Genomic DNA, 25,265 nt, shown 5'->3' with positions numbered 1-25,265 from the left:
CGCTGCAGTCGCGGCCCCTCTCACCTGGATAACCGGTTCATGCAGGCATGCGCAGGCGTCACGGACGGGCAGCGGTCTCCGTGTCCGGCCGGCGCGGCATGGTCAAGCCCGCTCAAGGCGGGCGCGCGCACGCCGATAACCTGCGACAGCAAGAGGATCTTCGAGAACCGGCGCATGGCACAACCGCCTGACCACCCTGGCCGCCCATCTGGCGGGCTGCGCCGTCTATTGCCCTGGGGCGGCAATGGCGCGGCGCGCCACACCGCGCCGTTGCCCACCATTCACAGCGGCGAACGCGGCGGTACCGGCCTGGCCGCGCACGCGCTGGTGCCGGCCAAGGCCAAGTCCGGCGCGCACGATCCGGCCGCCGCTACCGCGCTGCTGGTGCGGTTGTTCTCGCATGCCGCGCATCCCGAGGCGCTGTTGCAGGCATTCGCCGAAGGCATCGCCAGCCTGCATGGCGAGCTCGGCGACATGGGCGTGCGCCTGGGTGCAGCGTATGCGGCCGGTGACTGGCTCGGCTACGGCCGCACGCTGCGCCAGCTGATCGACAAGTACATCCGCACCATCGATACCGGCGACTCGCTGGCCGAAGGCCGCACCGAGGCCGAGCAGCTGCGCGATCTGCTGCGGCATGCGCTCGGCAATGCCCTGGCCATCCTGCTGCAACGCAGCCCGGAGCTGGCCGATGAGGCACAAACCCTGGCCGCCGCCCTGCGCCACTGGCGCCCCGGTCACGAGCTGGTCACGCTGGAGCAGCGGCTGCGCGAGTTGAGCCACCAGGTCGGCCTGCGCGCCGAGGACGCCAGCGAACAGCAGAACCTGTTGCTGGGCCTGTTCGATCTGCTGCTGGAGAACGTTGGCGAACTGCTGGACGACCGCAGTTGGTTGCAGGGGCAGATCGCGGTGGTGCGGCAGTTGATCGCAGGCCCGCTGGACGTGGGTTCGATCGAGCAGGCACGCGGCACCCTGCGCGAGGTGATCTACAAGCAGGGCCTGCTCAAACAGGGCATTGCCGAGTCCAAGACTGCCATGCGCGAGATGATGGTGTCGTTCGTGGATCGGCTCGACGGCATGGCCACCAGTACCGGCGCGTACCATGACCGCGTTGCCGGCTATTCGCAGGCGATCGGCGACGCTCGCAGCATTCCGGATCTCAACCGCCTGCTGCAGGACCTATTGCAAGACACCGCCGGAGTCCAGGCACAAGCCCTGGCCGCCCGCGACGAACTGCTGTCGGCACGCCGCCAGGTCGAAGAGGCCGAACAACGCATCGCGTCCCTGGAGCAGGAACTCACCACGGTCGCCGGGCTGGTGCGCGAAGACCAGCTCACCGGCGCACTGAACCGGCGCGGATTCGAGGAATTGTTCCAGCGCGAAGCGGCCCGCACGCAGCGCAGCGGCCAGCCGCTGTGCGTGGCGATGCTGGACCTGGACGACTTCCGCCGCCTCAACGAGGCGCATGGCCATGCCGGTGGCGACGCCGCGCTGCGGCATACCGTGGACGTGGCCAAGGCCGCCTTGCGCACCACCGATGCCATCGCGCGTTTTGGCGGTGAGGAATTCGTGCTGCTGATGCCGGACTCCAGCATCTTCGAGGCCAGCGCGGCAGTGATCCGCCTGCAACGGGCGCTGGCACAGCGCTCGTTCCTGCACGACGACGTGCGCGTGTTCATCAGTTTCAGCGCCGGCGTGGCCCTGCGCCACGCGGACGAGGCCCAGGACGAGCTGATCCGACGTGCCGACCGCGCCATGTACGAGGCCAAGGCCGCCGGCAAGAACCGGGTCATCAACGCCGATTAGCGCGCAACCCCGGCTCCTGCGTCGATTGCATGCCTGAGGCCGGGCATGCGATCGACGTCGGGACGCCAGACAGGCGTCAGTGCGCCGCCTTGGTCCCGCGCAGCTTCTGGAACCCGGTCACCACCGCCAGCACCACCGCACCGGCCACCACGCCCACCAGCATGTTGCCCAGCGCCTCGACCAGCCAGCCCAGCCCGCCGGCCGCCTTGGCCAGATCCACCACCACGTGATGCAGCATGGGGATGTTGTGCACCAGGATGCCGCCGCCGACCAGGAACATCGCCAGCGTGCCGGCCACCGACAGGAACTTCATCAGCCACGGCGCGGCCACCAGGATGCTGCGGCCCAGCGCGGCCAGCGATGCCCCTTTCCGGGTCAGGTACAGGCCCAGGTCGTCCAGCTTCACGATCGCCGCCACCAGGCCGTATACGCCGACGGTCATCGCCAGCGCGATCGCCACCAGCACGGCCACCTGCTGCCCGAACGACACGCCCGCCACCACGCCCAGCGACAGCACGATGATCTCGGCCGACAGAATGAAGTCGGTGGTGATCGCACCCTTGATCTTGCCTTTTTCCAGCGCCACCACGTCCACGCTTTCATCGGCCAGCACGCGAGTGCGCTCGGCATGCCGCTGCGCGTCTTCGTCTGCGCTGTGCAGGAATTTGTGCGCCAGCTTCTCCACGCCTTCGAAGCACAGGTAGGCGCCGCCGAGCATCATCAACGGCATCACCAGCGGAATGGTGTAGCCGCGCCCGCGCAGCCAGGCCTCCAGTGCGCTGATCGCCAGCGCCGCCGGCACCAGGATCACCTTGTTGACCAGCGAGCCCTTGGCCACCGCCCACACCACCGGCAACTCGCGGTCGGCGCTGACGCCGGTCACCTGCTGGGCGTTGAGCGCCAGATCGTCGCCGAGCACGCCGGCGGTCTTCTTGGCCGCAACCTTGGTTAGGATGGAGACGTCGTCCAGCAGCGTGGCGATGTCGTCGAGCAGGGTGAACAGGCTGGCACCGGCCATGCGCAAGGTCCTTCGTGGGTGGCCGGCGATTCTCGCCGATCCGGTGCCCGCGTGGGGTGATGGCAGGCCATTGCATGATGGTTAGCCGCCGATGCGAGGGCGATGCCGGCCACGGCCCGCAGGCATGGCCGGTGCGTGCCGCCCCGCTCGCAAGCGGCCGCATGATGCGCCCGGATTCACCACTTGACGACCTGGCGCTGGCCACACTCGCCGCTTGCACGACGCCCGGAGATGGCCTTGAGTCCGAACGATCCACACCGCAGCACGACCGACCAGGCCGTGGTCGGCGGCATGAGCCGGCGCACGCAGATCCTGCGCCTGCTGTTGCGGTATCGCGGGTCGGGCGTGTTTGCCGGCATGAATCTGGACCCGGCCGCCATCAACGACTACGAAGTACCTGCCGAAGGCACACCGGACCAGTTCGTCTCCGACCTGGAGGCGCTGGGCCCCACCTTCGTCAAGCTGGGCCAGATGCTGTCCACGCGCCCGGACATCGTGCCGCCGGAGTTCGCCACCGCGCTGGAACGCATGCAGGAGAACACCAGTGCGGTGCCGGTGGAACGCATCCGCCAGATCATCGAAGAAGAGCTCGGCGTCTCGGTCAACAAGGCGTTCTCGCATTTCGATCCGGTGCCGCTGGGCTGCGCATCGCTGGCGCAGGTGCATCGCGCCGCCCTGCGCGATGGCACCCCGGTGGCCATCAAGGTGCAAAAGCCCGAAGTGGCCGCGCAGGTGCGTTCGGACCTGGAGGTACTCAAGAGCTTTGCCACCGCCGCCGACCGCCTCACCGGCATCGGCCGCCGGGTGCGCTTTGCCGATTGGCTGGGCGAATTCGGCAAGACCCTGCGCGCGGAACTCAACTACCAGGACGAAGCCGAAACCCTGGTGCGCTTTGGCAAACATCTCAAGCCGTTTCCGCTGCTATGGGTGCCGCAACCGATCTGGGACCTGAGCAGCCGCCGCGTGCTGACCATGCAACTGGCCGAAGGCGTGCGCGTGGACAAGATCTCCGGCCTGCGCCGCACCGAGCAGCCCATGGACGATCTGGCTGCCGAACTGGTCAAGGGCTACCTGGATCAGATGTTCGTGCATGGCGAAATCCATGCCGACCCGCATCCGGGCAACCTGCGGGTGCTCTCCGATGGGCGGTTGGCCATCTTCGACCTGGGCATGGTGGCGCATGTGCCGCCGCGCTTGCGCGAGCGATTGCTCAAGCTGCTGTTTGCCGCCGTCGATGGCCGTGGCGAAGAGGTGGCCGAAGAGACTATCGCGCTCAGCACGCGGCTGGAGGATTACGACGAGGACCGCTACCAGCGCGAAACCGGGCAGATGATTGCGCGCTACGCCGCGCACGACGCCACCTCCGAAGGCCGCGTGGTGCTGGATCTGGTACGCATCGCCACTTCCACCGGGCTGCGCACGCCGCCCGAGCTCAGCCTGCTCGGCAAGACGCTGCTGAATCTGGAAGGCGTGTGCCGCGCCCTGTCGCCGACCCTGGACACCCGCCGTATCGTCGAACGCCATCTGCAACACGTGATGCGCGCACGCCTGAAGAAGTCCATGTCTGCCGCCAACCTGGCCAGCGAAGCGATGGAGCTGCAGCATCTGGTGCGCGAAGGGCCGCGACGCATGTCCGAGATCCTGTCGCTGGCCGCAGAGAACCGCCTGCAGATGCGCGTCACCGGGTTGGAAGAATCGCACCTGATGGAAAGCCTGCAGAAGATCGCCAACCGCGTCGCGGCCGGCATCGTCACTGCCGCGCTCATCATGGCCTCGGCGCAGATGATGCGCATCGAGACTGGCTTCAAGCTGTGGGGATACCCCGCCATTGCGATGGTGCTGTTCCTGCTGGGCGTGGCACTGGGGCTGGGCATCGTGGTCAGCGCGCTGCTGTTCGACCGCCGCGTGCGCGCGCGCGAAGAGCGTGGGCACCGCTAACTTCCCAAAGATGGCGGTTCGACAGTCAATAAGTAAATTCTTTCGTTTGGGACGCTACGCTAGCCCAGATAAGTAGAATCCAGAGTTCATTATTGGCTAGACTGCCCGCATGTGATAGGCGGCGGGAAACCATATGGCAAGGGTGATGCGCTGGTTCGCTTGTGCAACAGTTGTCGTGTTGTTCTACACCGCCTGCTCGGCGGAGACGCCGGCCGCCTCGTCATTGCCCCCGCCTGGCAACGACCTTCCTTCGACAGCCCCAACGAAGGCCGCTGGCAGCGGTCTCTTGCAAGCGGGCGAATACATAACGGAGAAAGGTTGGGGACACCTCCAACTCAGCAAGCGAGGAGACACGCTGAAATTTTCCCTTGAAAGCATCACCGGCGAAGACACCTGCGGGCTCGACGGTGCTATCCAGGGCGATGAAGGTATCGCTAAGAGCGATAACGGTGAATCCACCTGCACTGTGAAATTCGCGAACACCCCGCAGGGCATCGATGTATCAGCAACGACAACAGCTGAATGCAAGGCGTTTTGCGGCTATAACGGCAATTTCGAAGGGTCTTACCTGCGGGTCAAGGAAGGATGTGGCAGAAGCGATCTTGATCAAACGCGAGATGCGTTCCAGCAGCTTTACAACAGCAAGGATTACAAGACAGCACTAGCAACATTGTCTCCGGCGCTGGCGAACTGTCTACCAACATTGGAATGGGAAGAGGAAGGGGCAATCCGCAACGATCTGGCGATCACCCAATACAAGAACGGGCTATATGCGGAATGCTTGGCTACGCTCGACAAGTATGCAGAGGATGCCGACAAGAATGATGATGCAGTAATAGATGGATGGACACCGGTTTTGGCTGATCGCTACCTAGCGATAGTTCGTGCTGCAAGAACAAACATTGGCTTATGCGGCAAGGGACAAACCAGCCATCAAGAAAGTGAGCAAAAAGCGGAAAGAGCAGACTGGCCACAGACCAAGATCGCGCAACGCGACTTTTCTGTGGCGGCGATATTTATCGACAGACGTAGCAGGCCGTGGAAGCTATGGATGATTTCAAGGAAAGATCGAGAGTCGGCGAAAGCAATGGAGTTCTTCACAGGAGAGCTAGTGTCCAATGTCCGCATTGAGGCGGGGACCAGTGGAGCGAATTCGCCAAAAGGAATTTCCAATATCGAATATTTTAGCTTCACCGATGCAAAGGGTCACAGCTATTCATCCATTCGTGCCACTCCTTCCAGCGTCGAAATCGAGCAACCATCAGTTTATGCCGGATGGGAGCGAAATGGGCGAGGGCATGAAGTTGTGCTGGGCGGCTATCTTTTTGAAAATAAGGGATCGCACAGCCAGGATCACATCTACTCGACGAAAGCTGTCTCAGCTGACCCAAGCATCTTTTTCAATGGTCAGTCGGCATGCCAGTCAGTGGCGTACATCGTCCAGACGCAAGGTTCTCGGCTCGAGGAAAGCGATGCCAACTTCACTGAGAGAACCAAGATCATCGCTGATTACGACGCAGAGAAGGGCTGTTGGAATACAAGGCCCTTTCATGCGCTTGACCTGCAGGACAACACCTTCCTCCTTACCACTGCTAGCCGAGCCTTCCGCATCAACAGCTATGACCTGACACCTGTGGGGGCGGCACCTGATATCCAGATCATCGACATCAAGGATAAGTGAAATGACTGGCCAAGAATTAGCAGATCCGAATCGCGAGCGTCCAGCGGGAACCATCACCGACAACGAGCTTAAGGCCACTATCTACCTTGCCGTTGGTGTGGCTTCGGAAGGAAGTGTCCGGGGGCGCAATGTAGCTTACGAACTCTCATTCGCAGGCTATATCCACCAAAGCGGTGAAACATCTCGACGCCAGCCCATCGAGGCGGGCGCGTTCCGAGATGGCCAACTGGAACCGATTTACAACAGCGGGTATTCCATCGGCACCTTGCAGACGGATTTCGGACAGCAGCGAAATGATCCCGACCGGAACGCGGATCAACTATTGAATGCCTATCAGGTGTGGGCGCGGGAACAAGTAAACGAAAACCCAGGGATGCTGCTCACGCAGCAGGAATATAACCAGGCGAGCCTGAGCTTGCGACGCCAAGGCAATGAGATTCGGGGCGACCGGCAAACGGCGATAGATAACGGATATGATATACCTACGGGCATCAAGACCAGATTGAATGCTTTCATGGCTTCCGACGCAGGTATCACCTATGTCCACAACCAAGACGTGAGACAAATCGATCACCTATTGCGCGAGGGAGGAGCTGTTCGTCAGTTGGAAGACACCTCGCTGTATCAGAATGCCACGCAGGACGATCAAATCCGCATGGCGACGGTCATAGCAAAATTAGAAAATCAGGATGGTGCTCGCCATTGGCCTGGAGTCATCGAGCAAATCAACGACGGAAGCATAGATTCTTTAGATGGCATCAAGGCCGGTGTACCGCAGCATTTGCGCGGCGATCGTGACAACGCCCTACGAGGCGCTGAAGTGGTGATCGCATTGCGGAATGCGGAAGATCACAACCCTCTGCATACGGCGTGGCAGAACGTTGTCGCCAATCCGCTCGCGAATCCGACCCAGTTAAATCAGGATCGCGCACGCCCAAATCTAGAAGCTGAGTATTCGACGGTCAAGAGCCTGTTCCTGATTTCTGGGCAGGCCAAGGCGTTCGTCCAGACGTTGGATGACAGTGGTCATCGCGCACAGGACGTTCGCTTTCAGGGCGCTCCACGAGATCAAACAGCCGGGCTATATGTCTCAGGCAACGATTTCGCCCAGTGGAACCGGGATGGGCACGGCTACGCCAACATCGATGGACAATGGAACGAAATCGAACGGAGCCAGATTAGACGAGTAGATCAACGGAACGGAGTGGTAGACCTCAACATCAACCGAAATGGAACAACGGAGCGGCTGCTTCATGTTGACCCCAATGAGCCTGTTTTGCGCCCTGTTCAACAACCAGCCGAGCCAGCGCAACCAGCACCGATAGCGCCAACTAATCAACAAAACGTGGGGTCATTCGCTGCGAATCAAGCCCCTACTATTGCACCTGTGATGGCTCCCCCCAGCATTGGAGGTTCGCAGAGCATGTACGACGACGGGCGTCAACCTGCGATCGAGGCAGGCCGCGCGCTAAGCAACGCCATAGGGCCGATTGACCCATCGATCACGAATCCAGCCTTGGCTTTCCCTCCGCTGATACCTGCTACTAATGAACGCGAACGCGATGAGCGAGAGGAAAGTCAGCAGCGTGAGCCACAGATCTCAACGAGTGGGCCATTCAATGATCCCTACCTCGACAAAACCTATGCCGCTTTGATGGCTGGGGACAGCAATCAACTTGATCGGATCGCCATCGAGTTCGCCCACTCTCCCGAAGGACAGCGAATGGCGCAAATGGGAGACCAACTGCTGGCCCAGCAGCAGTTGCTGGAACAACAGCAACTGCAAGAACAGCGACAGACTCAGGCCCGTCAGGGGCCGGTGATGAGTCGATGAGATATACAAACCCAACGGGAAACAAAGATGGACAGCGATGATCCGATGAGGGATGCCATCAAGGCAATCTTGATGCTGCGCTCGGAGATGGCCCAACGCGAAGCGCGAATGAGTGCGTCGTTCAGCCAGCAAATCCAATCGCTGCAACAGCAGGTGGGCCAATTCCGACAGGAAGTGAAGAGCATTGTCAGCGCCGCAAGCACTCAAATCGCCACGGAAGCCAAAGACGCGGTATCGCCTGTCGCTAAAGAATATGACCGCGCCGTGTCAGCCACATCCGCGCACCTGCAAGGGGCTAGTAAGACCGTCTGGATGTGGTTCGCCGCCGCTGCGGCAATCCTGCTTCTGGTGCTAGTTGTCGGCTGGACCGTGCTGGGTTACTTCCGCCACGAACTGTCCACCGCCAGGGAAGAGCTGCAGCGCTACGAAAACGCCATCCCTGTCCTCCAAGCGTATTCCGCATCCGATGCGGTCATTTGCGATGGCCGCGTGTGCGTGAATGTCGATCCCAACGGACAGCGTACAGGCGACAAGCGCCAGTATCGGCAGGCCAAGCCGCGACCCCAGCAGTGAAGTCTGAGCTCGCCAACTCAGTCTTCCGAAACAGACATACCATCGCCCATATCGCGCACCACTGCGGCACCTGCACGACTGAAGCGGATTTCCTGCGGCGACTGCAACGCGATGCCGACCGCCTCCATCCGCTGCAGCAGCGCGAAGAACAACTCGCTGCGCACGCCGTACGCATCGCGCGGACTGCTGACGTAGGCGAACGAATTGAAGTTGACGTGGCCGCCGGCCAGCGAGTCGATGAACACCGACGGCTCCGGCTCGGCCAACACCTTGGCATGCTCGGCGAACAGGCTCAGCAGCATGTCGCGCACCTTGGCCACCTCGGTTTCCAGCGGCACCGAGAACTGCAGCTGCACCCGCCCCATCGGATTGGACAGCGTCATGTTGCGCACGCTCTTGGTGATGAGCTCGGAATTAGGCACGATCAGGGTGGAGCGATCACCGACCTGGATCTCGGTCGCACGCACGCTGATCTTGCGCACGTCACCCTCCTGGTCGCCGATGCGGACCCAATCGCCGATCTTGACCGGTCGCTCGGCCAGCAGGATCAGGCCAGACACGAAGTTCTGGGTGATCGCCTGCAAACCGAAACCGATACCCACCGACAGCGCGCTCAACACCAGTGCCAACCGCTTGAGGTCCAGCCCCAGCGCGGTCAGCCCCCAGATCGTCACGACCAGCCAGCCCAGGTAGCGTGCCACCGTGCTGATCGAGTTGCGCGCGCCGGCGTCCAGCTCGGTTCTGGGCAGATAGGTGTTGATGAGCCACCGCTGCACCATGTGCACCAGGCCCAGGCCCAGCAGGAACACGCAGAGTGCCCGCGCCACATCGCCAGGCGTGATGACCAGTTCCTTGCCGATGGCGATGCCGTGGGTGATGTTCTCCATCCAACCGGTGACCACGCTGATATTGGCGCCGTAAGGCGTCAGCAATACCGCAATGGCCAGCAGCACCAGCACCACGCGCACCGCTGCGGACATCAGCAAGCCCAGTTGCACCAGGCGGCGGCTGCCGATGCTGAGCGCATGCGACAGCGCCCGGCTGAAACGGCCGTCGGGCTTGAACACCCAGGTCAGCAGATCGTCGGCAAACACCACCAGCAGGCCGAGCAGGCTGCAGATCAGCGTGATCCAGATGATCTGGCGGGCAATGAACAAGGCCAGGTTGAGATAGCCGAACAACGCCGCCAGCAGGGCCACGATCACCGCCAGATGGCCCAGCAGGCGAATCAACACGATCACCCCGCCGCCCCGCGAGACCACCGGCGGCGGCTCGCTGCTATCGGGTTCGGCCGCGCCCACGCTGGCCGCGCGGGCACGCAGCGACAGGCTCAACCCCGCCAGCGCCGACAGGATCAGCCCGGCATACAGCAACGCCGCCACCGCATCGGTGGCGGTAGTGGCCGCATCGCTGGTGCGCGCCAGGTCGTTGAGCTTCATCGCCATGCCACTGGCCCAGCTCACCACTGCCGTGGCCAGGCAGTGCACCCGCAGCCGGTCGACGGTGGCGTCGTCCAGCGGGAACAGGCGCCAGCTTGGCTGCTGCTTCATCAGCAGGCTGGCACTGAGCGAACCGACAAAGGCCGCAAAGAAACTGATGAATACGAAAGCATCCAGCAGCTCGTCCAGCTCCGCCGGCACCTGCGCGATCATGCGCACGCCTTCGGCCAGCACCAGGGCCGCCATGCCCAGGCTGAGCGTGCCGACCAACAGGAACCACAACGCCAGCCCGGAACGCCGCAGACGCCCGCCCGGGGCGCGCGATGCGGCGTAACGGCGGCCGAGGTGACGCAGGAAGATACGCAGCGGAAACGCCAACAGCAGCGCCACCAATGCGCTGGCCACCAGCCCACCGACGCCGCGGGTGGCAACGGCCGCGCGCAGCATCTGCGCCGCGTCGGTGTACACCCCCTGCAGGCGCGCCCAGTCATCCGGCCATTGCTGCGCGATCCGGCTCCACAACGCAGGTGACAGCGGCGAGGCTACGCGCGTGGACAACTGCACACTGAACAGCTGTGCCCGCTTGCGCTCCAGGCGATCGGCAAGTTCGCCTGCCTCCGATGCCAACAGGTTGGCGCGTTTGAGCTCGGCATCGAGCCGGTTCTTTTCGTCCGCCAGACTCTTGCGCTGCTTGCGCAGATCGAACGGATCGGTCTTCTGCTCCACGCCCAGGCCATCGAGCCGCATGCCGAGCTGCTTGAGCGGCGGATCCAGCTGACGTGCCAGATCCTGCGCCTGCCGCTGCGCGGTGGTGACCTGGTCCAGCAGCGCGCGCAGTTGATCGGCATCGGCCTTGTCCAGCCCGACCTGGACCTGATCCAACACGGTCTGCGCGCCGTCGAGCTGCGTCTGCGCGGTCTGCAACAGGGAATCGTCGTCCTGGGCCACGGCCCCGGCGACACAGGCCAGCCACAGGCTGCAGCACAGCAATGCCCGCAACAACACGCTCGAACGCGCACGCAACACAGATCGGACTTCAGGCACAGGCAGGCATCGGACAGCGCGGGTAGCCGCAATCGCGCCATCTTAAACCCCTGCCCCGCTGCCCTGATTCTGCCGAACCCGGCGAGGCTGCGGCGATTCAGTCGAGCTGCCCGCCGACCGGCATCTGCCGCGCGTACACGCCCGGGCGCGCTAGGCACCGAGGTCATCCCGGCAGCGGGAGCCGCCATGACACACATAGCCAACCTGCACGTGAACGCCTGGCTCCTCTCACCTCGCGGCAACACCGGGCTGTCGCAGAATCGGGTTACCGCTACGGCAAACGCAGCGGATGACCGCGAAGGAGATCCTCAATGCAGATTCAGATCCAGACCGACAACCACGTACCGCACGATCCCTCTGTCGTGCAGCATGTCGAGAAGACCTGCACCGCCCAGCTGGCGCATTTTGCCAACGACATCACCCGCGTCGAAGTGCATCTGCGCGATGAGAACGGTCAACGCGGCGGCGCGGCGGATCGAACCTGCAGTATCGAAGCGCATGTCGCCGGCCTGCCTCCGATCGCCGCCACCAACAGCGCCGAAACCACCGCCTCGGCCGTCACCGGCGCCGCACGTAAGCTGCGTACCGCCATCGAGCATGCGCGCGGCAAGCAGCATGCCAAGGCCACCGCACCAGCGCCGGACACGCTCTGAACCATCGCCCGGCAGGCATGCCCTGCCGGGCTGCACAGCACCCGGCCGTCCCGAAGACGCTGCAGGTGAGGTTTTAGCGGCTGCTTAGCAGGGTGTAACGCTGGCCCGTGATGTCGCTGCGATCCTGGCCTTGAAAGCGCTTGTATTCGTCGCGCTGCGGCTGGTCGCACGAAGCCAGGACAGGAAAACAACGCGCCCAGCCGACGGCCCGTCTTCATGCAGAACACCGCGTCAAGAATTCGGCACAGGACGCTCCACCCTCTGGGGCGCCGGGAAGGGCCTGTGTCCAAGGCTCAACGCAGCTCCAAGGGCCTCAAGGCACCCACACGAACCCGCGATGAACCACTTCCTTGACAGCAGGTCGTGCAACGCTACCTCGTCCAGGCTCAAATCGGCCACTCGCTGCTTGAGCTTGCGTTTCTCTTTCCTAGGCTGGCGCAGCTGACGCAGTTCGGCAACACCAAGCCCGCCGAACTTCCTGCGCCACGCATAGAGCGTGGCCTGGCTGATGCCCATCTTGCAGCAAATCTCCTCGACCGTTGTACCGGTCTCGGCATGCTGCAGGGCGAGTACGATTTAACCTTCGGCGAACTTCGAATTCTTCATGGCGACGGGCCTCCTTGGGGCTGAGTGTCGCGGAATTTCCCAGCTCTGGCTGGTGCAAGTTACAGTGAGGAGGTCAGCAGGATCTTTGCGTTGCTCATAGGTTCCCTAGCTCAGCAACTTCGAGAACCAGCCTTTCTTGGGTTGGGCCAACTTCTGAGCCAGCACGTAATTTTCACGCACGTCGTCTCTGTCGTCGTGAAAAAGGGAGGCCTCGTAGGCTGGAATCGCAGCAGCATAGTTACCCAGATCAAAATGGCTGTTCGCGAGCATCATATGCAACTGCGCCACCGACAGTTGGTCGTCACGAGTGATGGCAGCGGTGATCTGCTCGACGGCGCGTTGGCCATCAGCCAGCGTCGCCTGCACATTTTTCAATAGATAATGACAATTTGCTTGGTAGTAGCAGGTATAGAAGTCGAGATAGCCAGTTCGTTCGAGGGCCTCATAGTCTTGCAGCGCTTGAGCCGGATCGTTCAAGAAGTACAAGTGCAAATGCCCACGCATGCTCAGTGCATTGCGATACGCCCACATGTTTTCGGCTTCCTCCGCCTTGTGCAACAGGGTGCCGTACAGCATGAGAGCATCCGCATACGCCTGCTTGTCCACCAACAGCTTGCAATGCGCCGCGAGCAGCCCGAGATCCTCGGGATTTTCCTGTTGCGCTTGCTTGATGAGGCCATCGTCCAGATCGGAGGGCTGTAGATTTCCCAATCGAGATGCGGCCGGTGCTTTGAGCACCGAGAGTTTTGCATAGATGGGTAAGCAGTCGCGCTGCTCGGTGTCGGAAAGCGACTGGAATATTGCATCGGCAGCCTCGACGATCTCCACAACCTCCTCGCTCCGGCCAACGCGGTTGAGATAACTGGAGGCGGTCTCTGCACAATGAAAAAACAAGGCCGGATCCAGGTCGTACTCCTGCATCAGCACCAGCGAACTTTCGGCCGCTTCCTGATGCATATCGAGATAGAGGTACGTATCACGTAGGTTCTGCCGTAAGTACTGAAATTCATCGTGTTGCAGCCCATGCTGGATCGCCTGCAACGCTTCCTGGTGTCGTCGCTGCGCGTTATAGATCCCGCTCAGGTTGTTGCAGCACATTGCGAAGGTATTTCCTTCCGCGTTGCTTGCAGGACTATCCTCCGGACGTGCGAGCAAGTGTTTGTAGAGATCGAAACACCGTTCGTACAGCGCAAGCTGCATGCCGGCGAGGTAGTCGGCATCGTTCGCATCAAGAGCGCCAGCCTGCCAGGTGCCCAGGGTGACGCCAGCACGGTAGTAGTTGCTGGGGTCTTCGTCGCGAAAATTCAGGGCCAGTTGCTGAGGACTCACACCCGCTGAAAGCGAAGTCATCTCGAACAGGCGAACCTGCAGATCCACTTGAGGCAGCAAGGCTTCAGATTGCTGATAGGCCGCGATGGCGCCTGCGTACTCGCTCATCCAATAGCAGGCGCTGCCCGCCAGGCGATGCGCGAGCGCATTGCCTGGCGCGATGGCGATGGCCGTTTGTGCCCAAGCCAAGGTGGTGCGCAGAACATCTGCGCGACTGGCAACAAATTGATCGCCGCAATCCAGGTAGATCAGGCACTGCATCAGCAGTGGCCACTCGCCGCCCTTTCCTCGCTCAGCGGCGTTGCTACACCGCTGGAACACGCTGGCGATTGTCGCCTCATCCAGATGGCGAAACACGGTGCTTCCGGACCAGCGTTTGCATAGCTGCGCATAATCGTCGCGCTGCAGTGCGTCCATCCCGGCCTGAATCAATGCATCCATGTCGACATCCTCGGCAGGGCAAGATGCAGGCGGCAGGAGATAACTTCGTCAAGCTCTTGGGAAAGGCATAACCGCCTGGAAACTACAGCGTCACCGAATCTCAATTTCACGGATCACTCCTCAACGTCGATGTGCGCAGGGCAGCGCACTGCGGGAATATTCAATGCTGTGCGGCACGTTGGCACCAAGCATCAAATGTCGCCCCGTATCGTGTGGTGGCCATTTGCACGATCTGCTCCCCAGTGCGAGGAATCGCTAGCCCGCGTGCGCGCACCCATGCCTGGAACTCGAAATTGACGAGGCTGCCTTCCACATCGTCCGTCTCTGCGTTGTACACCTCTACTTCGTCATTCCAACTGCCCGGGCGCAATTCGGAGTAGCCGATCGCCAACAACTGCAGGAACTGGTCGATATCACATGCCAATGCGGCATTTTCGCCTTCCGAACCCAGAAAAACGACAGGATAACCACCGTCAGGCGCCTGCCACACCGCGAACGCCGACCCATCAGGATTCTTACCGAATACACCTAGCAGGGCTGCCGCAGCCTCGCTCGCAGGCGTCACGGGACATGCAAACCATAGCGCCGTGCTAGCAGAGTCTTCAAATGCCAGGGAGAATGCGCCGCTCAAATCGTTGTCGTCCAGCATTCCGCCGTCGATTGCTGCAGCCAGCGCATGCAGGGCAGGCGGGATCGGGAGCAACGCGCCAAACGCTCTTATCAGGCGCTTGCGGTACGCGGGAATCAACCCCAGTGCACGCCAGTGATCGAGCGCGAACTCGTCGTCGGCGTCGGGAACAAAACCGTACTCCTGCAAGCGCCAATCAACCTGCTCCAGCTCTCGCTTGGCGAGATGGAAAACACGCACCGCCTTGTCAAGGCGCTCCCCGCCGATGAAGTTGAGCATCAGCAGCGCTGCGTCATCGTTATCGGGCTCGGCGTCGAGCTCGATACAGACGCTCTCAGAGCCGTCGACATTGGTTTGGATTTCGTAGAAGTAGCGTTCGCGACGCTCGTGGCCATCCGGCCCGGCCGGTGTGCGAGTGACTCGCAGCATCGCGGGCTTTGGCTTGCCATGCCATAGCGCACCGTCCTGCCTGAATGCGCAAAAGCATGTATCTGCCCATACCCCGCAGCGTTCGTCGCTGTAATAGTCGTCGTAGGGCTGTACCACCGACAATGCAAGCACGTCCCGCAGCATCTGCGGGGTGACCGCATTGCGCGCGTAGTCCTCTGTGCAGACCGCACGCAACATGCGGTTCCAGCCATGGAATGCAAGCGCTCGCGCAGCTTCCGGCGTGTCGGCTGTTATCAGATGCCAGGGAGCATCCTCTGTCATTTCCCGAAACTCGCATTTCATCGACCACGCCTGCTGCGCGGGCTTCCCGGTCAGGCGACCCAACAGCGGAGCTGGCTGCCGTTCGGCGTTGGCCGTCAGACACACTGCATAGTCAGGACTCTCGAAATAAGCCGCCCGCATCGCGCCATCGCTTTCAATCGATTGACCACCGGAGAGCGCGCGCAGAAACAGCCCCCGATCCCGAAATTTGAAGTGCGGATGCGCTTGTTCTCCGACAAGGGCGGGCATACGCGAATGATTCGCCAGCTGCAGCAGATTGCGTGGCGTGATGTCGCGATTCTGGAAAATAAAAGGGATGGCAAGCGTCGGATCCAGTACATCCGTGTTGAGCACAGAATTTCCATCGATCAGAAGCCTGACGACCTCCGTACGGATCAGCGGCACCTCGCAACGCAGCGGATCCTCGGCAAGACAACGAGGATCGAACCACTGCGCGCGCTCCACAGCATCCACCAGGTCCCAATCGCCACCATTCCAGGTACGCAATGCGCTGCAACCATTCCGCAATTGCGTTTGAGCATCCTGCGACGCGATGAAAAATGAGGCAGAAGTGGTGCCGGAAACGCTCAGGTTGCTGGATACGTGCTCTTGTATCGCATCATTGTTATCGACCCAGAGCAGGCCCGCGATTTCCAGGTTGCCGCTGACGTAGAGCGGTCGACCGGCGAGTACCGCGTTCTGGGCACGCAGGGTGCCCAGGACCACCAGGCCGGCGGGGCCATGCGTCGCTGTGATGGCGTCAGCGCTGACCCCAGTTTCTGCAATCCAGCCCTCCACCTGAAGATTGCCATCTACAACAATCAGCGCCGGCGACGGCATGCCTGCTTGTGCGTCGGTGTGCAGTTTGGAGAGGTCGCCAAGATTGAGGCTAGCCAGCGTGACATCGCCTTCGACATAGAGCACCGATAGCGACTTGGATGACAAGACCGGTAACTGTTTCAGCCAAGCAGCGCGGCATTCGTCGGGTAACCGGCTTGAAATGGTGTGAAACGTCACTCGCTGAAATTTCGGAGAAGCCACGGTTGTCCTCACATTAGGCCGCGCGCGCCGATGACGGCGAACGCAGCGCTGAACTCTTATTAGCGCTATCTAGCATATCAGCCTACTGGCAACTGAAACTCCGACGTGCCGGCCCGGACGATCCGGCGCTACTCGTCGAACAAAACGCCAAAATATTTGCGTTGCCGGGCGCGTGGATCCATCAATGTCAGATAGTTCGCTGCAAACGCACAATTTTCGTCTGAGACAGTGGAGTCACTCGTGAAGTGCAAGGGTATCGTAGTTGAAAAATACCTCGGCTGGGGTGAGATAACCCAATCGTTTTCTGGGCCGTTTGTTGAGTGCATATTCAACCTTCTGCAGCTCTTGCGCGGTGATCGTGCTGTAGTCGCGACTGCGCGGAAAATACTGCCGGAGCAGCCCGTTGAGATACTCGTTGCAACTGCGCTGCCACGGCGCATGGGGCATCCGTACTCGTACTGGGGGGCTGACGCCCCCATTTTTGCCTCCGATCAGCCTGCATTTCAATGGATCAGGGCGGACCCATGCGGACCTGCAGACAACAAAAAACCCCCGATTTCTCGGGGGGTTTTTTGAACTTTCTAGGATGTCCCCGGAAGGTTCATCTGGTGCGCCCGGAGGGATTCGAACCCCCGACCAATGGCTTCGGAAGCCACTACTCTATCCGGCTGAGCTACGAGCGCCTGGCCGCGTAGTATGCCAGAACCGACGCCTGCGCGAGACGGCTCTGCTGCACCGGCGGATTCGACACACGCAGACCTGCAGCCTGTGCGTGCTGCCCAGCGCAGCGGCCAACGCGGCGCCCGGGGGTGGGATGGGCCGGCCAACCTGCGCGCGCTTGTGCGCACCTGGGCCGCGCAGGCCCTGCCCGCCGGCATCGCCCGCATGACCGCGACCAGGCGCGCTGCTACCCTTTGCGGCATGAACGAGCATGGCGTGGAACCGGCACCTGCGGCGTCGGCACTTGGGTGGCCCGAACGGCTGGCGCAATACTGGAAGCTGGTGCGCGGCGATCGGCCGATCGGCAGCCTGTTGCTGCTCTGGCCGACGTGGTGGGCCCTGTGGCTGGCGGCCGATGGCCTGCCGCCGCCATGGACGCTGTTCGTGTTCACCGCCGGGGTGTGGCTGACCCGCTCGGCCGGCTGCGTCATCAACGACTACGCCGACCGCTGGCTGGACCCGCACGTGGAGCGCACCAAGTCGCGCCCGCTGGCCACCGGCGCGGTGTCCGGGCGCGAAGCGCTGTGGGTGTTCGTGGTGCTGATGCTGGTGGCCTTTGCACTTGTGCTCAGCCTCAACTGGCTGACGGTGGCACTGAGCGTGCCGGGCGTGTTGCTGGCCGCCAGCTACCCGTATCTCAAACGCCATACCCACCTGCCGCAGGTCTACCTGGGCATGGCCTTCGGCTGGGGCATCCCGATGGGCTTTGCCGCCGTGCAGGGCAGCGTGCCGCTGCTGGGCTGGCTGCTGTACGCGGCCAACATCCTGTGGGCCACCGCCTACGACACCTGGTACGCCATGGTCGACCGCGACGACGACCTGCGCATGGGCAGCAAGTCCACCGCCATCCTGTTCGGCCGCTACGACCTGCTTGCCCAGGGCGCGCTGTATGCGCTGATGTTTGCCACCCTGGCCGCGGTCGGCCTGCGTGCCGACCTCGGTGCTGCGTACTGGGCAGGCCTGGGGGCGGCAGCGCTGCTGGTGGCCTACGAATTCCGCATCGCCCGCCACCGCGAACGTGGCCCCTGCTTCCGCGCCTTCCTGCACAACAACTGGGTCGGCCTGGTGATCTTCGTCGGCATCGCGGGGGCGGTGGCTGGGCGCTGAGAATCGGGAATCGGGAATCGGGAATTGCGGACTGCGGACTGCGGAGTCGGTGTCGGTGTCGTAACGCCTGGCACGGCTGCGCCATCCGGCGACAGCCCCCCACCCTATCAAAGGCAACGGGCTGACAGGCCCGCCCTCACGGCACCCGCGCGCACACCCAGGCGTCCACCCGCTGTACGCCGGCCCGGCGCAAGGCCTGCGCGGCGGCGTGCAAGGTCGCTCCGGTGGTCATCACATCGTCCACCAGCGCCACATGCGCCGGTAGCGGGCCACGCGCCACAAAGGCGTCGCGCAGGTTGCGCTGGCGCTCGGCGGCATCCAGCTCCGATTGCGGCGCGGTAGCACGCACACGCCGCAGCAATGGCAGGCACGGCAACTGCAATGCGCGGCCCAGTGGCCTGGCCAGCTCCAGCGCCTGGTCGTAGCCCCGCTGACGCAGGCGTTGCCGGTGCAGGCTCACCGGCACCAGTGCCTGCGGCCGTGGCAACTGGGCGCAGCGCCTGGCCATCAGCTCGCTCAGCAGGCGACCGGCCGCCAGGTCCTGGTGGAACTTGAAGCGGCGCAGCAGGCCATCCACCGGCCAGCGATAGGTAAAGCAGGCATGCACGCGCTGCAGCGGTGGCAGCTGCTGCAGGCACTGCCCGCACAGCGCCACACTATCGGATGCGAACAATGGCGTGGCGCAGCACAGGCAGGCATGGCCGTGCTCCGGCAGGGCGGCGCGGCAGGAGGGGCATAGATCGCAATCGGCCATGCCCGCTTCCGCGCACACCAGGCAAAGGCTCGGCAGCAACAGCCGCAGCACCCGCTGCGGCCACCTGTAAACCGAACCCACTGCAGTGAAGTTGACAGTCTCTTCCATGCTCACCAGACTGCCTGGCTTTCAAGCCGCTGACTGTCAGGAAACCCCGATGTCTGTTGTCGTACGCCATGACTGGGATCGCAAAGACGTGCAGGCGCTGTTCGAGCTGCCGTTCCCCGAGTTGCTGCATCACGCGGCCAGTGTGCACCGCGCACATTTCGATCCCGCTGAAGTGCAGGTCTCCACGCTGCTATCGGTCAAGACCGGCGGCTGCCCGGAAGATTGCGCGTACTGCCCGCAGGCACAGCGCTACGACACCGGCGTGAGCGCGCAAAAACTGATGGAGACCGACGACGTCGTCGCCAAGGCGCGCCAGGCCAAGGCCGCCGGCGCCTCGCGTTTCTGCATGGGCGCGGCATGGCGCTCGCCCAAGGAGCGCGACATCCCCAAGGTGGCGGCGATGATCCGCGAGGTCAAGGCGCTGGGGCTGGAAACCTGCGCCACGCTGGGCATGCTCGACGCCGGCCAGGCGCGTGCGCTCAAGGACGCCGGGCTGGACTACTACAACCACAATCTGGACACCGCGCCGGATTACTACGATTCCATCATCCACACCCGCCAGTACCAGGACCGCCTGAACACCCTGGAGCATGTGCGCGATGCGGGCCTGAAGACCTGTTGCGGCGGCATCGTCGGCATGGGCGAAACCCGCGAGCACCGCATCGGCCTGCTGCTGGCCCTGGCCACCTTGCCCGCGCATCCGGACTCGGTGCCGATCAACCAGCTGGTGCAGGTGCCCGGAACCCCGCTGCACGGTACCCAGCAGCTGGATCCGTTCGAGTTCGTGCGCATGATCGCCGTCGCCCGCATCACCATGCCCAAATCGATGGTGCGCCTGTCCGCAGGCCGCGAAGCGATGAGCGACGAGTTGCAGGCGCTGTGTTTCCTTGCCGGTGCGAACTCGATCTTCTACGGCGAAAAACTGCTCACCACCGGCAACCCGGACACCGAACGCGACCAGGCGCTGTTCCAGCGCCTGGGCCTGCGCCCGATGCAGGTCACCGTCGATGCCGCCGACCACGACCACCCCGGCACCGTGCATGCTGACATCACCTGCGGGGCGGCATGCGGGCACGCGGCGTAACGACGGGTCTTCCTCGCTGCAGAACTCATGCTGCTGCGCGCGATCGCCTGGCTCCAGGCGATTGCGCACACCGGCAACGCCCGCACCGGCCGTCGGCATCCGCTGGGCGATGCAAGCGCGGCACGCTACGCTGGCGGCCCTTTCCGTGACCGACTGCTCATGACTCGCCCCGATCTGCACGAACGGATTTCATCACTGCGCACGGTGCGCGTGGCCCAGGAGCGGGTACGGGTGCGGCGGCTGGTCGGCCGCCGCGACGGGGTGCGGCTGGAAATCGATGGCCGCTGGCTGACCGGCTTCTGCTCCAACGACTATCTGGGCCTGTCGCAGCAATTCGAAGTGGTGGCCGCACTGCAGGACGCCGCCGCGCGCGATGGTGCCGGCGCCGGCGCCGCGCACCTGATCTGCGGCCACCACACCGCGCACGAGACGCTGGAACGCGAGATCGCCGACTGGCTGGGCTATCCGTCGGCCTTGCTGTTCGGCAGCGGCTTCGCCGCCAACCTGGCCGTGCAGCAGGCCCTGCTCAGCGAAGAAGACGATGTGTGCGTGCAAGACCGACTCAATCACGCCAGCCTGCTCGATGGCACGCGCCTGGCCGGCTGCCGGCTGCGGCGCTATCCGCACCTGGACGTGGAAGGCGCAATGCGCCAGCTCAAGGGTGCACCCGAGGGTGCGGCGATGCTGGCCAGCGACGGCGTCTTCAGCATGGATGGCGACGTGGCGCCGTTGCGCGCGTTGAGCCTGGTGGCGCGCATGCAGCAGGCGCTGTTCTATGTCGACGATGCGCACGGCGTGGGCGTGCTCGGCCCACAGGGGCGCGGCTGCGTGGCCGATGCCGGGCTGGGCGTGGCTGAAGTGCCCTTGCAGTTGGTGACCCTGGGCAAGGCGCTGGGCGGTTATGGCGCGGTGGTGGTCGGCGAGGAAGCGCTGGTGCGCCATCTGGCCGAAACCGCGCGCCCCTATATCTACACCACCGCCCTGCCGCCAGCGCAGGTGGCCGCCACGCTGGCCGCGGTGCGCCTGGCACGCCGCGACGACTGGCGCCGCGCGCGCCTGGTCGACCTGATCGGCACCTTCCGCGACGGGGCGCGCCGGCATGGTTTCGAACTGATGGCCTCCGATACGCCGATCCAGCCCCTGCTATGCAGCGAAGAGGCCACGGTGATGGCGATGTCGGCCGCGCTCGAACAGGCCGGCTTCATGGTCGGTGCGATCCGCCCACCCACCGTGCCCGAAGGCAAGGCGCGCCTGCGCGTGACCTTGTCGGCGTTGCACACTCCGCAACAGGTGCAGGCGCTGATCGAAGCCATCGTGCAGGCACGCGATGTGGTCAGCCGGCAACCGCTGCGCATCTCTGCCTGAGCGCGTGCAACACCACACCGGCGCAGCGCAGCGCCTGGGAGGCGTTGTCATTGCTGTATCTGGGCAGCGCCTGCGCGGGCGCTCACGACCACATCGCCCAGGCATTGGCCGCCTCACCCTTCACGCTGCTACAGTTGCGCACGATGTTGCTGCATGAGGTGCATCCGGTGTTGATCGGCAATCTGCGCAGCGTGGCGGGTGTGTGGGATGGATTCGAGTCGCAGTGGCTGGCCGCGGCGATCACCGCGCGCCGTGCACGGCGCTGGCGATGGCCCGACCGCTGGTGCTGGCGTGGTGACGCGCGCACGCAGTGGGCCGTGCTCGCACCGAAGATCCAGGCGCTGCGCGCGATCGATACGCGCTGATCTGGGCAGGCTGCACCGAAGACCATCCACTGCCCACCGATCGGCGACAATGCGCACATGCATATCGATGTCATCGGCCAAGGGCCTGCGCTGGTTCTTCTGCACGGTTGGGCGCTGCACGGCGGGGTGTTCGCACCGCTGGTGGAGCGGCTGTCGCCGCACTTTCAATTGCATCTGGTGGATCTTCCCGGGCACGGCTTCAGCCGTGCAGACAGCACGCCGCTGGCGCTGCCCGACGTGGTGGCCGGGATCGCCGCCGCCACGCCACCGGCGGTGTGGCTGGGCTGGTCGCTGGGTGGGCTGTTCGCGCTGCAGGCGGCCGCCACGCTGCCGCAGGTCCGCGCGTTGGCGATGATCGCCGCCACGCCCCGCTTCGTGCGCGGCAGCGATTGGCCGGACGCGGTCGAACGCGAGGTCTTCGTGCAGTTCGGCCAGGATCTTGCACGCGATTATCGCGGCACGCTGGAACGGTTTCTGGCACTGGATACGTTGGGCTCGGCGCATGCGCGCGCCGAGTTGCGCAGCCTGCGCGAGACGCTGACCGCGCGCGGCGAGCCGGCGGCCGAGGCATTGCAGCAGGGTCTGCAGCTGCTGGAGCGCACCGACCTGCGCCGCGCGCTGCCGCAGCTGACCCGCCCCAGCCTATGGATCGGCGGCCAGCGCGACCGGCTGGTGCCGGCGGCCGGCATGCAGGCCGCCGCCGCACGCACGCCGCAGGCCCAGACGCTGACCATCACCGGCGGCGGTCACGCACCGTTCCTGGGCCATGCCGACCAGGTTGCCGACGCACTGCAACGCTTCGTTGCGTCCTTGGCCTGAGCAGATCGCCGATCCTGCGGCGCGGCGCACACACGCAGCACTGTGCAGGTGCACCCGTTCACCGATGGGATAGGAGTAACCCGCCCACATCGATTCCCTCTGCCGCGGCCACAGGCGACAATAGCGGCGCAATGAACAGTACCTTCGATCCCCGTCATGTCCGCCGCGCCTTCGCGCGCGCCGCCAGCAGTTATGCCGCCGCCGCCGCGCTGCAGCGCGAAGTGGAAACCCGCCTGCTCGAATCGCTGGATTACCTGGGCGACCAGGTGCCCAACGTGGTGCTGGATGTGGGCGCCGGCCCCGGCCATGCCAGCAGCAGCATCAAGAAGCGCTGGCCCAAGGCCCAGGTGATTGCGCTCGACCAGGCCATGCCGATGCTGCGCCACGCGCGCAAGGCCGCTGGTTGGTGGAAGCCGTTCGCGCAGGTCTGCGCCGATGCCCGTGCACTGCCAGTGGCCGATGGCAGCGTGGATGTGATCTTCAGCAACCTGTGTCTGCAGTGGGTGGAAGACCTGCCGGCGGTGTTCGCCGGATTCCGTCGTGCGCTACGCCCGGGTGGGCTGCTGCTGTGCTCCACCTTCGGCCCGGATACCTTGATCGAATTGCGCGAAGCCTTCGCCCAGGCCGACACCGCCCCGCACGTCAGCCGCTTCCCGCCGATTGCGCAATTCGGCGATGCCTTGATGTTGTCCGGCTTTCGCGACCCGGTGCTGGACCGCGACCTGTTCACCCTTACCTACAACGACCTGCCCGCGCTGATGCGCGAGTTGCGCGCAATGGGCGCGACCAATGCGCTCAGCAACCGCCGCGCCACCCTCACCGGACGCGGCCGCTTCGCTGCCGCCAGTGCTGCCTACGAGCCACTGCGCCGGCCAGACGGCACCCTGCCCAGCTCCTGGGAAGTGATCTATGCGCAGGCCTGGGCCCCGGCGGCGGGCGCACCCATCCGCGAACGCGGCCAGGACATCGCCAGTGTCCCGGTCGCTTCCATCCCGATCCGCCGCCGCAGCGAATAACCGCGGCCTTGCACCACCGGCAGCCTTCCGCGCCGGTGACACACAGCATTGCGTTGGTGCCGCCCTGCGTCGCGCGGGGGCGATCGCACCACCCGGTATGATTCATTAATCAACGATGTGCGCTGCGCGTCCAATCCGCCGCTCCCCCATCGCGGCTCCCGCTTCCAATTGGCTCCCCATGTTGAAATGGCTTCTCATTGCGCTGTTCATCGCATCGGCGTTGTACATCCATTATCGCGGTCGCGTGCGGCACCGGCTCAGCCGGCAGCTGCTGGACCATTCCACCTTCATGGCGCCGATCAACGCGCTGATGTATCTGTGTTCACGGGTGCCGACCACGCCCTTCGTCGACCCCGGCAGGGAATTTCCGGAGCTGAGCCCGCTGCGCGCGAACTGGCCGGCGATCCGCGATGAAGCGGTGGCGCTGCAGCAGATGCAGAAGATCCGCGCCGCCGACGGCTACACCGACATCGGCTTCAATTCGTTCTTCCGCCGCGGCTGGAAGCGCTTCTACCTGAAGTGGTACGGCACCGCGCACCCGTCGGCGGCCGAGCTGTGCCCGCAGACCACCGCCTTGCTCAAATCCATCCCTGCGGTGAAGGCGGCGATGTTTGCCGAACTGCCGCCCGGCAGCGAACTGCGCCCGCATCGCGACCCGTTCGCCGGCTCGATGCGCTTGCACCTGGGCCTGGCCACGCCCAACGACGAGCGCTGTTTCATCGACGTGGACGGGCAGCGCCACAGCTGGCGCGATGGCGAGTGGACCATGTTCGACGAGACCTACATCCACTATGCGCGCAACGATACCGACCAGGATCGCATCATCCTGTTCTGCGATATCGAGCGGCCGATGCGCTGGCGCTGGGCAGCGGCGGTGAACCGCTTCGTCGGCCGCAGCCTGCTCTCGGCCGGTGCCTCGCCCAACCAGGAAGGCGACAAGACCGGCGGCATCAACCGCGTGTTCCGCTACTTCTACGCCGCGCGGCTGAAGGCCAAGGCGCTGAAGCAACGCAACAACCCGCTGTACCAGGTGCTCAAGTGGAGCATCTTCGTGCTGGTGGTGATCGGCATCGTACGGCTGTAACCCCGTAGGAGCGCACCCGGGCGCGACAGGCCTTACCGATACCGCCTTATTGCGCGCCCACTCCTGTCCCGCCCTCCCACCCATGCCGCCGGGCATTGGCAGGC

The 25,265-nt window shown here is 63.8% G+C and carries 18 protein-coding genes, 1 tRNA gene and 2 pseudogenes; 13 read left to right on the top strand and 8 right to left on the bottom strand.

Translation table 11 applies throughout. The annotated features are described in order from the left end of the window. Positions 1-174: 174 nt before the first annotated feature. Complete coding sequence (locus ACCQ13_RS01995; protein WP_104603821.1) at positions 175-1,803, top strand: GGDEF domain-containing protein; 1,629 nt, start codon at positions 175-177, stop codon at positions 1,801-1,803. 76 nt (positions 1,804-1,879) lie between these two features. On the opposite strand, the gene ACCQ13_RS01990 is transcribed toward ACCQ13_RS01995, so the two are convergent. After that, positions 1,880-2,821, bottom strand: a complete 942-nt coding sequence (locus ACCQ13_RS01990) for a DUF808 domain-containing protein (protein WP_167526811.1) — start codon at positions 2,819-2,821, stop codon at positions 1,880-1,882. Between the two features lie 231 nt (positions 2,822-3,052). Here ACCQ13_RS01990 and ACCQ13_RS01985 point away from each other — a divergent pair, with 231 nt between their 5' ends. The 4 genes from ACCQ13_RS01985 to ACCQ13_RS01970 all read left to right on the top strand — a co-directional run bounded on the left by ACCQ13_RS01985 (position 3,053) and on the right by ACCQ13_RS01970 (position 8,847). Next, positions 3,053-4,759, top strand: a complete 1,707-nt coding sequence (locus ACCQ13_RS01985) for an ABC1 kinase family protein (protein WP_159406534.1) — start codon at positions 3,053-3,055, stop codon at positions 4,757-4,759. A 175-nt stretch (positions 4,760-4,934) separates the two neighbouring features. Next, on the top strand, positions 4,935-6,440 hold the full coding sequence (locus ACCQ13_RS01980) for a hypothetical protein (protein ID WP_249027648.1): 1,506 nt from the start codon (positions 4,935-4,937) through the stop codon (positions 6,438-6,440). 1 nt (position 6,441) lies between these two features. Further along, on the top strand, positions 6,442-8,274 hold the full coding sequence (locus ACCQ13_RS01975) for a hypothetical protein (RefSeq protein ID WP_159406533.1): 1,833 nt from the start codon (positions 6,442-6,444) through the stop codon (positions 8,272-8,274). A 27-nt stretch (positions 8,275-8,301) separates the two neighbouring features. Further along, positions 8,302-8,847, top strand: coding sequence for a hypothetical protein (locus ACCQ13_RS01970; RefSeq protein ID WP_223214392.1), 546 nt, complete (start codon positions 8,302-8,304; stop codon positions 8,845-8,847). Positions 8,848-8,864: 17 nt separating this feature from the next. Here the strand turns inward: ACCQ13_RS01970 and ACCQ13_RS01965 are convergent, their stop codons facing one another. Further along, complete coding sequence (locus ACCQ13_RS01965) at positions 8,865-11,288, bottom strand: DUF3772 domain-containing protein (protein WP_159407909.1); 2,424 nt, start codon at positions 11,286-11,288, stop codon at positions 8,865-8,867. 353 nt (positions 11,289-11,641) lie between these two features. On the opposite strand from ACCQ13_RS01965, the gene ACCQ13_RS01960 reads away from it, so the two are divergent. After that, positions 11,642-11,983 carry an HPF/RaiA family ribosome-associated protein gene (locus ACCQ13_RS01960; protein ID WP_104603818.1) on the top strand — a complete coding sequence of 114 codons (342 nt, stop codon included), beginning with the start codon at positions 11,642-11,644 and terminating at the stop codon, positions 11,981-11,983. Positions 11,984-12,328: 345 nt separating this feature from the next. On the opposite strand, the pseudogene ACCQ13_RS01955 reads toward ACCQ13_RS01960, so the two are convergent. The 5 genes and pseudogenes from ACCQ13_RS01955 to ACCQ13_RS01935 all read right to left on the bottom strand — a co-directional run. Further along, a pseudogene (locus ACCQ13_RS01955) lies at positions 12,329-12,559 on the bottom strand (transposase); the annotation flags it as partial. Positions 12,560-12,694: 135 nt separating this feature from the next. Continuing rightward, complete coding sequence (locus ACCQ13_RS01950; RefSeq protein ID WP_159406532.1) at positions 12,695-14,359, bottom strand: tetratricopeptide repeat protein; 1,665 nt, start codon at positions 14,357-14,359, stop codon at positions 12,695-12,697. 160 nt (positions 14,360-14,519) lie between these two features. Beyond that, positions 14,520-16,715 (bottom strand): hypothetical protein, encoded by a 2,196-nt coding sequence (locus ACCQ13_RS01945; protein WP_159406531.1) that lies wholly within the window; start codon positions 16,713-16,715, stop codon positions 14,520-14,522. A gap of 258 nt (positions 16,716-16,973) precedes the next feature. Further along, a pseudogene (locus tag ACCQ13_RS01940) lies at positions 16,974-17,183 on the bottom strand (transposase); the annotation flags it as partial. Positions 17,184-17,345: 162 nt separating this feature from the next. After that, positions 17,346-17,422: transfer RNA gene (locus tag ACCQ13_RS01935), tRNA-Arg, on the bottom strand. A gap of 238 nt (positions 17,423-17,660) precedes the next feature. Between ACCQ13_RS01935 and ubiA the strand changes: the two genes are divergently transcribed. Continuing rightward, a complete protein-coding gene (ubiA, locus tag ACCQ13_RS01930) occupies positions 17,661-18,566 on the top strand; it encodes a 4-hydroxybenzoate octaprenyltransferase (RefSeq protein ID WP_104605459.1) in 906 nt (301 codons plus the stop codon). Between the two features lie 136 nt (positions 18,567-18,702). On the opposite strand, the gene ACCQ13_RS01925 is transcribed toward ubiA, so the two are convergent. Next, on the bottom strand, positions 18,703-19,428 hold the full coding sequence (locus tag ACCQ13_RS01925) for a ComF family protein (protein WP_208800437.1): 726 nt from the start codon (positions 19,426-19,428) through the stop codon (positions 18,703-18,705). A 49-nt stretch (positions 19,429-19,477) separates the two neighbouring features. Here ACCQ13_RS01925 and bioB point away from each other — a divergent pair, with 49 nt between their 5' ends. The 6 genes from bioB (at position 19,478) to lpxO (ending at position 25,161) form a co-directional block, all read left to right on the top strand. Continuing rightward, a complete protein-coding gene (gene bioB / locus ACCQ13_RS01920) occupies positions 19,478-20,512 on the top strand; it encodes a biotin synthase BioB (protein WP_104605443.1) in 1,035 nt (344 codons plus the stop codon). A gap of 159 nt (positions 20,513-20,671) precedes the next feature. Then, positions 20,672-21,877 carry an 8-amino-7-oxononanoate synthase gene (gene bioF, locus ACCQ13_RS01915; RefSeq protein WP_104605461.1) on the top strand — a complete coding sequence of 402 codons (1,206 nt, stop codon included), beginning with the start codon at positions 20,672-20,674 and terminating at the stop codon, positions 21,875-21,877. Next, positions 21,874-22,242: a DUF7079 family protein gene (locus ACCQ13_RS01910; protein WP_104605463.1), complete on the top strand. Its 369-nt coding sequence runs from the start codon at positions 21,874-21,876 to the stop codon at positions 22,240-22,242. Before bioF ends, ACCQ13_RS01910 begins: the two co-directional genes overlap by 4 nt. A gap of 57 nt (positions 22,243-22,299) precedes the next feature. Beyond that, positions 22,300-23,061: a pimeloyl-ACP methyl ester esterase BioH gene (gene bioH / locus ACCQ13_RS01905; protein ID WP_104605445.1), complete on the top strand. Its 762-nt coding sequence runs from the start codon at positions 22,300-22,302 to the stop codon at positions 23,059-23,061. A 131-nt stretch (positions 23,062-23,192) separates the two neighbouring features. Then, the gene (gene bioC / locus ACCQ13_RS01900; protein WP_104605447.1) at positions 23,193-24,077 is read left to right on the top strand and encodes a malonyl-ACP O-methyltransferase BioC; all 885 of its coding nucleotides are present in this window, start codon (positions 23,193-23,195) and stop codon (positions 24,075-24,077) included. A gap of 178 nt (positions 24,078-24,255) precedes the next feature. Beyond that, positions 24,256-25,161, top strand: coding sequence for a lipid A hydroxylase LpxO (gene lpxO, locus ACCQ13_RS01895; RefSeq protein ID WP_104605449.1), 906 nt, complete (start codon positions 24,256-24,258; stop codon positions 25,159-25,161). Positions 25,162-25,265: the final 104 nt, after the last annotated feature.

The sequence above is a fragment of the Xanthomonas sp. NCPPB 1638 genome (assembly GCF_041475635.2).
Taxonomy (GTDB): domain Bacteria; phylum Pseudomonadota; class Gammaproteobacteria; order Xanthomonadales; family Xanthomonadaceae; genus Xanthomonas; species Xanthomonas cucurbitae.
Note: the sequence above shows the minus strand (reverse complement) of the source record. Positions and strands in the feature narration are given on the sequence as shown.

Coding starts and splice junctions, on each gene's coding strand:
- ACCQ13_RS01960 (WP_104603818.1), top strand. CDS start 11,642: ATGCAGATTCAGATCCAGACCGACAACCACGTACCGCACGATCCCTCT.
- ubiA (WP_104605459.1), top strand. CDS start 17,661: ATGAACGAGCATGGCGTGGAACCGGCACCTGCGGCGTCGGCACTTGGG.
- ACCQ13_RS01990 (WP_167526811.1), bottom strand. CDS start 2,821: ATGGCCGGTGCCAGCCTGTTCACCCTGCTCGACGACATCGCCACGCTG.
- bioF (WP_104605461.1), top strand. CDS start 20,672: ATGACTCGCCCCGATCTGCACGAACGGATTTCATCACTGCGCACGGTG.
- lpxO (WP_104605449.1), top strand. CDS start 24,256: ATGTTGAAATGGCTTCTCATTGCGCTGTTCATCGCATCGGCGTTGTAC.
- ACCQ13_RS01985 (WP_159406534.1), top strand. CDS start 3,053: ATGGCCTTGAGTCCGAACGATCCACACCGCAGCACGACCGACCAGGCC.
- ACCQ13_RS01925 (WP_208800437.1), bottom strand. CDS start 19,428: ATGGAAGAGACTGTCAACTTCACTGCAGTGGGTTCGGTTTACAGGTGG.
- ACCQ13_RS01975 (WP_159406533.1), top strand. CDS start 6,442: ATGACTGGCCAAGAATTAGCAGATCCGAATCGCGAGCGTCCAGCGGGA.
- ACCQ13_RS01950 (WP_159406532.1), bottom strand. CDS start 14,359: ATGGATGCATTGATTCAGGCCGGGATGGACGCACTGCAGCGCGACGAT.
- bioC (WP_104605447.1), top strand. CDS start 23,193: ATGAACAGTACCTTCGATCCCCGTCATGTCCGCCGCGCCTTCGCGCGC.
- bioB (WP_104605443.1), top strand. CDS start 19,478: ATGTCTGTTGTCGTACGCCATGACTGGGATCGCAAAGACGTGCAGGCG.
- ACCQ13_RS01970 (WP_223214392.1), top strand. CDS start 8,302: ATGGACAGCGATGATCCGATGAGGGATGCCATCAAGGCAATCTTGATG.
- bioH (WP_104605445.1), top strand. CDS start 22,300: ATGCATATCGATGTCATCGGCCAAGGGCCTGCGCTGGTTCTTCTGCAC.
- ACCQ13_RS01995 (WP_104603821.1), top strand. CDS start 175: ATGGCACAACCGCCTGACCACCCTGGCCGCCCATCTGGCGGGCTGCGC.